This window comes from Butyricicoccus sp. AF18-9LB, assembly GCF_027684505.1.
Lineage (GTDB): Bacteria > Bacillota > Clostridia > Oscillospirales > Butyricicoccaceae > Agathobaculum > Agathobaculum butyriciproducens.
The window spans coordinates 1-10916 of the sequence record NZ_JAQCWA010000044.1; the positions used below are offsets into that span (position 1 = coordinate 1).

The 10916-nt window shown below is 47.4% G+C and carries 12 protein-coding genes; 7 read left to right on the forward strand and 5 right to left on the reverse strand.

Going from position 1 to position 10916, the window contains the following annotated elements:
• Positions 1-733: hypothetical protein (locus PGY33_RS13935; protein WP_442865584.1), on the reverse strand; the 733-nt coding region annotated here is incomplete at its 3' end.
• A gap of 1425 nt (positions 734-2158) precedes the next feature.
• On the opposite strand from PGY33_RS13935, the gene PGY33_RS13940 reads away from it, so the two are divergent.
• Positions 2159-3373: a DNA topoisomerase I gene (locus PGY33_RS13940; protein WP_118481371.1), complete on the forward strand. Its 1215-nt coding sequence runs from the start codon at positions 2159-2161 to the stop codon at positions 3371-3373.
• Here PGY33_RS13940 and PGY33_RS13945 read toward each other — a convergent pair.
• Positions 3360-3521 carry a hypothetical protein gene (locus tag PGY33_RS13945; RefSeq protein ID WP_158574459.1) on the reverse strand — a complete coding sequence of 54 codons (162 nt, stop codon included), beginning with the start codon at positions 3519-3521 and terminating at the stop codon, positions 3360-3362. The two genes, PGY33_RS13940 and PGY33_RS13945, sit on opposite strands and share 14 nt — an antisense overlap.
• A 66-nt stretch (positions 3522-3587) precedes the next feature.
• Here PGY33_RS13945 and PGY33_RS13950 point away from each other — a divergent pair, with 66 nt between their 5' ends.
• Positions 3588-3896, forward strand: coding sequence for a plasmid mobilization protein (locus tag PGY33_RS13950; protein ID WP_118481372.1), 309 nt, complete (start codon positions 3588-3590; stop codon positions 3894-3896).
• Positions 3897-3935: 39 nt separating this feature from the next.
• Here the strand turns inward: PGY33_RS13950 and PGY33_RS13955 are convergent, their stop codons facing one another.
• A complete protein-coding gene (locus PGY33_RS13955) occupies positions 3936-4127 on the reverse strand; it encodes a hypothetical protein (RefSeq protein WP_118481373.1) in 192 nt (63 codons plus the stop codon).
• A 388-nt stretch (positions 4128-4515) separates the two neighbouring features.
• Between PGY33_RS13955 and PGY33_RS13960 the strand changes: the two genes are divergently transcribed.
• The 4 genes from PGY33_RS13960 to PGY33_RS13975 all read left to right on the forward strand — a co-directional run bounded on the left by PGY33_RS13960 (position 4516) and on the right by PGY33_RS13975 (position 8388).
• Entirely contained in the window at positions 4516-5982 is a 1467-nt protein-coding gene (locus tag PGY33_RS13960; RefSeq protein ID WP_270479138.1) for an ATP-binding protein, read from the forward strand.
• Positions 5972-6391, forward strand: a complete 420-nt coding sequence (locus PGY33_RS13965) for a hypothetical protein (protein ID WP_118481375.1) — start codon at positions 5972-5974, stop codon at positions 6389-6391. Before PGY33_RS13960 ends, PGY33_RS13965 begins: the two co-directional genes overlap by 11 nt.
• 145 nt (positions 6392-6536) lie before the next feature.
• A complete protein-coding gene (locus PGY33_RS13970) occupies positions 6537-7832 on the forward strand; it encodes an AAA family ATPase (RefSeq protein WP_118481376.1) in 1296 nt (431 codons plus the stop codon).
• A 331-nt stretch (positions 7833-8163) separates the two neighbouring features.
• The gene (locus PGY33_RS13975; protein WP_270479139.1) at positions 8164-8388 is read left to right on the forward strand and encodes a DUF2188 domain-containing protein; all 225 of its coding nucleotides are present in this window, start codon (positions 8164-8166) and stop codon (positions 8386-8388) included.
• A gap of 67 nt (positions 8389-8455) precedes the next feature.
• Here PGY33_RS13975 and PGY33_RS13980 read toward each other — a convergent pair whose 3' ends face one another.
• Positions 8456-9346, reverse strand: coding sequence for an Abi family protein (locus PGY33_RS13980; protein ID WP_270479140.1), 891 nt, complete (start codon positions 9344-9346; stop codon positions 8456-8458).
• A gap of 78 nt (positions 9347-9424) precedes the next feature.
• Positions 9425-10000, reverse strand: a complete 576-nt coding sequence (locus PGY33_RS13985; protein ID WP_118481379.1) for a recombinase family protein — start codon at positions 9998-10000, stop codon at positions 9425-9427.
• A gap of 574 nt (positions 10001-10574) precedes the next feature.
• Between PGY33_RS13985 and PGY33_RS13990 the strand changes: the two genes are divergently transcribed.
• Positions 10575-10853, forward strand: a complete 279-nt coding sequence (locus PGY33_RS13990; protein ID WP_270479142.1) for a hypothetical protein — start codon at positions 10575-10577, stop codon at positions 10851-10853.
• Positions 10854-10916: the final 63 nt, after the last annotated feature.

A 10916-nucleotide genomic window follows, 5' to 3' on the forward strand; every position in this document is an offset into this window, starting at 1 on the left:
GAATGCGAGAAACCTGCGTTTTGATTTTCGCAAGGAAGCCGTCGATCGTGGCTACGGTGGAGATAGAGCCGTCAATGTGGTAATTGGTCAGATACGGCGTTTCCAGATCGGGTGTTTCGCAGAGCTTATATTCGTAGGTCCAGTGATTCTCCTGACCGGAAGGGAAGCGGTGCTGCTTGAGCAGACCGGAAATCTTGAAGCGCTTCCAGAGCGTCGAGAAATGTTTTACTTTCTCCATGCAGAACGCACGGATTCCCTCGGGACGGAGAACGAAGTCGGGAATCTTCATCAGATGGCTGACGAGGGCGAACAGTCCCTTGCTGGCAAGGGAAATGGTCTTGTCGCGCAGGACCGAGGTGGAAATGTTGGTGTAGTCGCGCTGTGCACCGGAAATGCAGGCAACATCACCGTTGGGGCGGTCGATGGACGGGGAATAGACGTAGTCCACCGGCTCGGACGGATGCTGCATCAGGTTATAGACATGACAGAACGCACCATTTTCCGACTGGGAGAAATAGTGCTGCAAGTATCCCTTTTGCTTGAGCTCCTTCCACGCAGCATTCAGCAGGTAGGCGCTGTCCGAGCAGGCATAGCCGAGACGGCGCTTGCTGAGCGCGAAATCCGGCAGGCCGACAAAAGACTTGATGACGGCAAACAGACCCTTCGCCTCGAGGGAAAGCGTTCTGTCGCGCAGAACTTCGTTGTAGATTGTGGTGTAGCCAGCTGCGGACATTGCTTTCCCTCCTTTCTGATGGTCGATTTTTGCAGAAGAAACAAAAAATCGTCTGATGCTCTCACACCAGACGATTGAAAAACCATGTCTAAATTCGTATCAAAAATCGAAAATTCGTAATGTTGCACAAGTAAAATGTGCCGTGTTAAGCAGAAAAATTGATTTTTGTCGAAAAACGCGCGTCTTATTGACATAACCGCTTGTTGAATGTATAATGATTATACAGTAAGCGGTATGCGCCATTTGGCGCGTTACTGGTCTCAGGGTGAGTGAGATCTTACCGCCCGCTGGTGTTGGAAGCACCAAGTGGCGGATACCGTTTATCAAAGAGCTGATGTTTCCTAGGCATCGGCTCTTTTGTTTTTCCTGTAATTAAGAATACCATGGAAAATAAGGAATGTCAATCTTAATCAGGTGAAGTTGAAAAATACTCGGAAGAGTTGGGTTTTTTAGAATGAATCCGGGTTTTCCGGATATACTTGCAATGCCGCCTGATATGCGGTATACTATCGGTAGGCAAAAGGAAATCAGTATATCCATACTGAACAGCGAAAAGCCCCGGAGGTCACGACTCCGGGGCTTTTCTTATCTTTGGGGAGCAGGCAGATCAAACCTGAGGATGGCTACCAGCTTACTTTCTGTCCATCCATTTGCAGATGTAGTAGGCTACTACGCTTGCCGCAACAGAGAGTATAAAGGAAATCAGCCAATCCATGCTGAACACCCCCTTCCTCTACCTGTATGGGGGTGGTAGCCTGTACAGTATACCATGGATGTCGGATTGCAGCAAGGAAAGTCGAATATAGGTACAGTAGGGGAGCAGATGTTTGACTTCCCGGAATAAGACTTTCTGATTCGGATATACTTGCAAAGCCTACTGATATGCGGTATACTATCAGTAGGCCAAAAGATGAGAGTGTCCATACTGGACACAAAAATCCCCCAGAGACGCAACCTCTGGGGGATTTTCTATTCCGTTTTGTAGCAGGTGGCTTAGGCCTGAGGCTGGCTACCGATTATTTATCTCCGTCCAACCATTTACAGATGTAATTGGCGATTACACCTGCCACAACAGAGATAACAAAAGATGAGAGAATTTCCATACTGGAACACCCCCTTCCTCTACCTGTATGGGGGGTGGTAGCCTGTACAGTATAACATGGATGTCGGATTGCAGCAAGAAATGTCGAATATGGTTGCAATGATTGCGGCTATGCAGTATACTCTTTAATAAGAAATGGTGAAAGTGTCCATGGGGCACGAGAAAAGCTCCGGTGTTTCTGCACCGGAGCTTTTCTATTTGGATAAGACTACATAAAGTTATAAAGTTAAAAATTTATAACTGTTCAACGCTAAAACTTTGAATTGAGAGTCTATTAGAAGAAAAGGTTCTCTTTTCACAATATAACCGAAAGGAGCAGCGAAATGGTACAAAGATCGGTTTGCCTATGCGACGGAAAATACATCGGCATTGAGAGTATTTTCACAGTCATTGACGGAAAGCAGATCAATATTCCGGACAAGCTGTCCGCGCTTCGCACTAGAAGCCGCAAAGGTGAGCTGTTTTGTCCATGCGGCTGCGGTGCAAACCTTATTCTCGTTGCTGGAGACAGAAACCTGCGCGCACAGCATTTCCGTCTGAAGGACAGCGCCAGACAGCACGAGTGCACTGCTGAGACCGAGAGACCGCACTCAATCTATTCCAAGATCGTGCTGAAATGCTGGCTGGATGAAAAGCTGAACGTGTCCGATGTGGAAACGCGGGTTCCCATCTGTCTGGTCGGAGACACGGCGCGGAAATACGAGTTTTCGTTTGTGTCGCGGACGAGCAAACTTGCGGTTAGTTACAGCTGTAACCGCGCGAATCTGTCAGACGAGAAGATGGAAATTCTCCGTGCGAACAGCAGCGGTATTCGATTGATTTATATTGTGGATGCGTTGAACAGCTGTGGCAACGGTCAGTATCCGGAAGCATTGATGAAAGTGCAGGAGCGGCAGGGATATTGTCTGCTGCTGGACGTCGAGGAGATGGAGTATTCCACGGCGAAGCTGTCTGCGGTTTTCTACGCGCAGGACTGTACCGGTCTGTGGCGTGAGATCGAGTTTGCAGCAGGCGCGCTGCGTGAATTTTCGATCAGCGAGTACGGACGGCTGCTCTATCAAAACGCGCCGCTGGCTGCTCTGTGTGAATGGAAAAAAAGCGAGTTTGAGCGCGAGGTACAGCAGGAAAAAATACGGCGAGAACAGCAGATGAAAGAGCTGCTTGAGCGTCCAGAGCGCGAGCAAAAGCAGCGGCCAAAACGAACGCAGACGCTGCCGGTCCGCAGACCGCAGAATACGAAAAGTGAGCGGCAGCGCGCGATGGAAAAACTGGTTCACGAGAAGGAAGAGGCCGGCCGCCGCGCGCAGAAAAAACAGAGAGAAGAAGCGTTTCGGCAGACGCTTGCGGAGCAGCTTAATCAGCAGGAAACGCAGGTCATTGACCCGGACGGAAACCGCTGGGTTAAATGCCGGTACTGCGGCCGGGTGGACAAAACGACAGCGTTTTCGTCTTATGGTGGACGCGGCAGTGTGAACCTCGGAACCTGCAAAATCTGTGATCGGAAGCCTGTATCGGAGTGCCGGTTTATTCAGAAATAGAGTATCGTACCTGTGAAAATTTTTCACGGTCTGCAGCAGCAGTTAGAGAAGAAAAAAGCAAGAAAACAGCATCTGTATGGCAAACAGAAATGTGCTTTACTATACTAAAGGTTAAAGATTCCGCAAGCATAAGGTTTTGGATAGCCACAAACCTGTTTCCTCAGTGGAATTTCCCCTGCAACCCCGAATAGCCACGACAAGGAGAAAATGAAAAATGAGAAAACGCAATCATCAGATCATTGTGCGTTTGGATGATGAAGAACTGCTCATGTTAAAGAGAAAAATCCACAGAAGCGACCTGACAATGGCGGAGTATTTCCGTCTGCTGATCGAAAATGGAGAGATCAAGATGATTGGCCAAGATGTTCAGCAGGACATGCGGCGGAAGCTGCAGGGCATCGCTGTGAATATCAATCAAATGGCGCGGCTTGCGCACATCTCCGGCAACGTTGATACGCAAACGCTCAAAAAGATTTCCGGGCAGCTTGAGAAGATCGAAGAAGAATTTGCAAAGCTGAGATAAAAAGCGGATGCAGTCTGATTTACAGTCTGCATCCGCTCTTTATTTTTCTGCTTCGGCTTTTGCCATTTCCTCGTCAATGAGACGGTTGATGAAAGCGTTAATAGACTCGCCATGTGCGGCGGCATAGGCTGTGATCACTTCCTTTTTTCCCTTCGGAACGCGAAAGCGCATCTCGTCGAATTTGTCCCGCCACTTGTCGTTTGCGCGGCGGCGTGCATCGCTGATCAGCATAATACTATCCCCTTATTCTGCTGTAAAAAATATAAAACTGATTTTATGCAATCTAACAATTGATGTACGCGCCCGTACATGATATACTATCATCAGAAGAATGAAAAACGGCAGCTGACAGAGGCGGCAACCCCTGTCAGCCTGCGCAGGTGAAGCAGCCACCTGTACAGCGAAAAATTTCAAGTTCGCACCGCAGTACCAGTATACCCTTTTTCTGAAATTATTGCAATTCGGCAGCGAGAATTGCAGCAGTTTTTCAATGGGATTTTGCGGAACATTTTTGACTGTGCAGGCTCTTATGGATCTGCACGTTTTTTATTTTCCTGCAACTGTGAATAGTGTGTTGTTCATAGTTGGATAACAATTTTCACAGGAGGAAAAAACAAAAATGTCAGCAAAAAAATTTGCGCCGAGACCGCCAGTTTTGTGGAATATTCTCGCCTCGCGGCGGCTCATTTTACCGGACATTCTGAAGGAACTCGTGGACAATGCTCTGTCGGCAAATGCCGGCGACGTAGCCGTATATTTAAGACAGGAGGACTGGCACCAGTATCAGCTGGAGGTGATCGATAACGGCGAGGGAATAGCGGAGGAAAGGCTGAGCGAAGTATTCGGCTGTGACCGTGCAAAGCCGCAGAAGCTCGGCCGGTATAACCGCTTCGGCATCGGACTGAAAACCGTGCTCGTAAACTGTGACCCGAAAGACAAAGCATGGGAGATGATCACCAAAACAGAGAACGGTACTGCTTTGCGAGTGGCGGCGCCGTACCGCGATTCAGTCATGCAATACGAGGCAGTCTCACTCGATGAGCTTCCGCACATGATGCGGACTTCGGGCACGAAGGTTTCCGTTCCTCTGCCGCATGAGCTGGTAGACCAGAACTGCCGCGACAGCAGGGAACTGGAAATGCGGATAGAGCGCATGATGGAGGAGCTGCGCGTTACTTATCTGCCGGTGCTGCTCGGCGAGACAGACTGCGGCGGCGGTCCGCAAAGGCAGAAAATACATTTCTTCTGGAAACCGCTGAACGGCCGGACGCGGATGTACAATCTGACCGGACTGGAGCCGATCTGGACGGACAACAGCAGGGAAGATGAGGCGCATTTTCTCCTGAACGGCGTCAGCGTACACGCCTCGTATCGCTACGGCGAGATTGAACCGGCACGGGGAAATTATCACTATTATCTGGGGGACAGATGGTCCGGAGGACTGATGATCTATCTGAACGGCCGCCTGCTCCGGCACGGTCTGTTTGATGAGATATGGAAAGCGGAAGTGCTGATGCGGAATACTTTTCTTTTCGTGCTGTATCTTCAGGCAGAGCCGGAGGAGGCTGCACAGCTGGATTTTCTGGACGGCAGTATGCAGAATACAGACCCATACTGGCATGAGCTGCTGCGGTGGGTGCGCTGCGTGTGTCCGGAACCGCAGCTGTATATACGACATCCGTTCCCGGAATGGAAGGAGGTTATCATTTCACAGCTGGAGGAAAGACTGCATCAGTCAAACGGGGTAAAGAGTATGCAAAAGAACCCGAGGGAATTCTATGGGATGATAGATAGTCAGACCATCTATGTGCATCTGAAAAACGGCCGGACAATGGTGATTATTTATTATCCGATAGCTGAATACTGGTTTGACGTCGCGAAAATTGGCATGTTCTGTCTTACCGCCACAGGAAACGGACTGCACTTTGATGAACTGATCGTAATTACAGACGAGCAGAGCGAGCCAATCAAGCGAAAACTTGCGCTGCTGCGTGATTACTGGTATCAGGATATACCGCAGCCGAAAATCCGTCTGGCGCACTGGGCGAGCGTACTGTCTGACGAGGAGGAAGAAGATGAAGCATGAAATCGAGATTACGCGTGTGATCGCGCTGCTGGACGAGGTTCTGCTCGTGATATTCGAGGATAAGACGCTGCATGTCCATGATGTGGAACTCATCCGGAACCGTCTGCCGGATATCCAGCCGTTTTCCGAGCCGGAGACGGTGCAGGCAGTAGAGGAGAATCGGGAGCGATGTCTCGCTGCGTGGAGTAAAGAGATTGACGGTGCTGCCTGCGGCCGCACAGAAGAAACCGTTGAGGTGAACGTGGATGTTGATACGGACGTGCTGGAATTGACCGAGGAATGGTGCGTAAAAGCAAACGTCACCGCCGAGAAACTCATGCTGGCGCTGCTGCGCTTTGTGGCAAAGCCGGAAAACGAGGAGCTGTCTCGTCGTCTGATCGAACGCATGCAGGAGATAGCGGCAGAGTAAGACATCACCCCGACGGATAACGTCAGAGGCGTTTTTTTAAATTTATGTTATCGCATAAATTTCAACATATATATCGAAAAATAGAAAATAACAATTGACATTTTACTGGTATATGATATAATTTTCTTTGGAAGGGGCGAAAAATATGGAAAACCTCATTCTGAAATCGCTTTCTGCAGAAAATTTTGCTTCCTTTGCCGAACCGATTACGTTTACCACGGAAGCGGATTTAAGCAAGAAAGAGTATATCGACAACACATTTGCTTGTGGGAATAGTCGATTTAATAAGGTTTCTTTCCTATATGGTGCAAATGGATCGGGAAAAACATTTTTCTGTAAGATAATCCGAGAAATTCAACGATTCCTGAGTTTTTCACCATTAGCCGTAATAGATGCTGCGCAGCTGATGGCGAGGCCAGAGTTTAAAAACATAGATGCGCCTGTAAAAAACTTTGCATTTGATACAAGTTACAGAGAACAGCCTACAAGGTTTGCAATCGAGCTTGTTTTAGATAACATAACATACCATTATACCTTTGCAGTTCAGGGACAAGAAATTGTTTACGAACTTCTTACAAAGAAGTACCGGAGAACAGAAAAATTACTGGAACGTACATCATCGTCTTTTAAAGATATCACGCTTCGTTCAGAACTGAAAGGTTTTGAAGATGTCAAGCGTATGGTTAAACCAGAAGCGTTATGCCTTCCGATTGCTGACTTATTGAATAATCCATTGGCTTCGAAGATCGTTTCTGCGATTCAAGGAATAAATGTGGTCAGTATGACCGCGGGTAAGCTACAGCCGATCAATCCTAAAAAAACTTTTTCGGAGGATCGGCTTCGCAAGTATATCAATATCATTCGTACTGCCGATCCGACTCTTCGAGATATAAAAGTATCTTTTGAAGAAGAAGAGGTGGAGCATCAAAGAAATACTTCGGATGATTTTGAAAACAGAGAAGCTATCGTCAAAACGACGAGGGTGGGTATAGCATCGCGCCATGCAGTGTATGAAAACGGCAAGGAAACGACGATTACACCAATTTCCTTTTTTAAAGATGAGTCGCTGGGAACGGTAAAATTGTTTACTGCACTGCCCTATCTTTTTGATGTTCTCGAAGATGGCGGTGTCTTGATGGTTGATGAGCTGGAAAACGGTCTTCATCTGTCACTGGCCAAGGAAATTATCCACCTGTTTACAAATGAAGAAAGCAATCCGCATCATGCACAGCTGATTTGTACTTCTCATCAGCCTCTTTTAGTTGATGGAGAGTATCGACGAGATCAAGTATGGATCACTGCAAAGGATGATTGCGGCAGGAGCGTTTTACATCGAATGAGCGATTTGAAAACATCGCGAGCAAAGGTTAATTTAACCAATCGTATTCTGGAAAATGCGTTCGGATGTAATCCAAAGCTGTTTTTTGATAACAACACATAAAATGAGAAAAGAAAAAGACACCGAGCTGCAACTCGGTGTCCTGCGAGACGACAGAAGCACGGGTTATGGTACTTTGTCATAATTCACGGTTATTGTATCATATTTGACTTCCGATTGCAATATGAGATCTGTGTCTAGAAAGGTAAAAAAACGCAGTCTTTTTTCATAGTGTGATTGTAATAAATAATCTTTCTACAAACAGGAGGTCTATATGACTATCAAATACAAATATTATATCTGTCGTTGCGGAAAACGCGTGATTCCGGTGACGAACCCATCAAAATGTCCGCACTGCGGACGGGTCACTCGTTTAAAGTAAGGAGGCGTACTTATGGGTAAAAATCAGCATGTAATACCTCATCCGGCAGGCGGATGGCAGGTGAAAGGAGAGGGCAATACGCGCGCTACGGTACGTACTGCCACTCAAAAACAGGCAATGGATATTGCAAGAGAGATCTCTCGAAATCAGCATTCTGAGCTAGTGATTCATCGCTCAGATGGACGCATCAGGGATAAGGACTCTCACGGACATGATCCATTCCCGCCGAGAGGCTAAGAATAGACAGAGGGGGTATGTCATACGGGCATACCCCCTCTGTTTTAAATAGCAGTATCAGTATATTTCATTTTTTCAGCTCGTCTTGCCAATCTCTTGGAATTGCCAGATGATATAGGTCTATGTCATCTGCATATTCCTCAAACAGAGCAGTAATGGCGGGCATAAACTCGGTATTCCATTTATGGGAAGACGGATATAACGCCTTTACGGAAAGAATTTCACCCCATAGCCTTCTTTTCATGCGCTCGGGAATATCAAAACCAGAGGGTACGGCGGAGAATACTCTGAAATAGAGTCTGCCGTCATGAGCGCAAATATTACGCAAATCCGTACAGCATCTTAGCCAGCTGACCATATGACGGTAATCAGACCCGGCGAAAATCTTTTTATCTGTAGTAGTCAGATCATTGTAAAAATACGAAAGCATACCGAAAGTAAACAGCTCGCAGACAACCCATAATGGAAATTTTCCATCGTAGTGTTCGAGATGATGTTTAACAAATAGTACCTTTTTATTGTTTTCGATTTCACGATTAAGATTTGCCTTGAATTTTTCAGCATTGTGTTTCGAATTAAAGAATGAAGCATCGAGGTATCCGAGCGGTCCATATTTTTCGGAATGAAAATATGCAAGACGTGCTCGAAGGCTTATTTCAATAACCTCGATAGCAGAAAACAGAAGATTGCGAAGCTTCCGATCAAACTCATAAATATGGTAAACACGTTCGAACGACAGGTTTTTACCGTAGGTGCCGTCTTCGTTTTTGAATGGCAGCAAATAAGCTGATAAACGATAATAACCGATATGTTTTAATATTTGTTCACAAGCCGCATCATCTGTAATGATACAGCCTCTGCTGCGCAGTTTTGTTATTTGTTCAGTATAAGAACTGTGTTCTTTTATTTGTATGATATGAGATTCCCCAGATAAAAAAATGTCTCCCCTGGGACACATCGTTGAGAGGTGTGGGGAGTCCTGTTACTTATTATAATACGCGTGACTTACGGATTTGTCAATCTAATTAACTTCAATTTAGAAGTTCTTCCTCCTCTTCCTCTCCCGAATCAGCGTAGACTTGCTGATACCAGTGAGTTTCACGACCTGCGTATACGAATGCTCCTCGAGCAGTGCCATTGCATGGTCAAGCTGCTCGGCATCGAACTTGGGCGGCCGTCCCTCGCGGAAATCGGGGTCGGTCGCGCGGGCAACCGCCTTGCCCTCCTGCGTGCGCTGCACGATCATGTCGCGCTCGAACTGTGCAAACGACAGCAGTACATTGCGCAGCAGCGTGTTGACCGAATCGTTGGACAGGATACCGAGGTTCAATACGTTGATGGTAATGCCCTCGTCGATCATGTCGGTGATCATGCCGGACGCCTGCGACACCGACCGCGCCAGCCGGTCGAGCTTGGTGACGATGAGCACATCGCCTTTTCGCAGCTGCGCGCGCAGCCTGTCCCATTCCGGTCGGTCCATCTTCGTGCCGGTGAAGGTATCCGTATAGATTTTTTCCGCGCCCGCCGTCGTCAGCGCCGCCTGCTGCGCGTCCAGACTGTTGCCGTCGCGCGCCTGCGTTTTGGTGGATACTCTCGCGTAGCCGAATATCATGCTAACCCCTCCGTTTTCACGGTTTTGACACCCATATTATAGCTTATGACACCTGGTTCTGCAACCGGTGGCATAAGTTTTGAATTTTGAACCCTTCCCCCGATTTTTGGGGTCCATATTTTGAAGCCCTAAAGCCGAAAATCATGCGGTAAAAAACGCCCTCTCACAAAGGCGGTAGTACCGCCTATGTGAGAGGGCAAAATAAAACTGCGATTTTATTATCATTTGGCTTAACAATCGGATAAAACCGCGTAAAAACAGCAGAAATTGTTTCATATTCTGTAATTTTATAAAATCAATTACCGCGACCTGGTAAGATCGGGCGGTAATTTCAAAGCAAAAAGCGATCATTTGCGCGTGCAAACGATACTGTCAATACGCCTTCATATTCTCGCCGGAACATCTGAAGTCAGACAATATTTCAAAGCAAAAATGGTTCAAGCAGCCGAAAGGGCTTTCTGTGGTGACCATTCACTGCAAACCACCGCGCTGCCGCGAAGGCGGACAAGCAAGCCGGACTGTCATGTTTTTATCTGCGGAAGCTTACTAAAATGGTAGAGGCGCCGCTGTATCTATGTGTATTTTACGTTTTTATGTTCCGGTCGATCTGTTCGTACCGCTGTTCGGCAACGATCCTGCTGTGGTAAAGGTCAGCGGCGATACCATCATCATTGACCCGGATGCTACGACCGAAGACGGCGATTCTTCGCAGATTCCGAATCCGCTGACCGTCCATAACTCCCTTGCAGAGCTTGCAAAGGCAGTCGGCTTTGACATCAAAGCGCCGACCGTGCCCGCAGAGCAGGGAATCAGTGGGACGGAGGTCGCGGCGGTAGTCAGCAGCGTATTATAAAAGAGTGAAGAGTGGAGATTTACTCCACTCTTTCTCTTTTGCGGGTATACAGAAAAAGAGTGG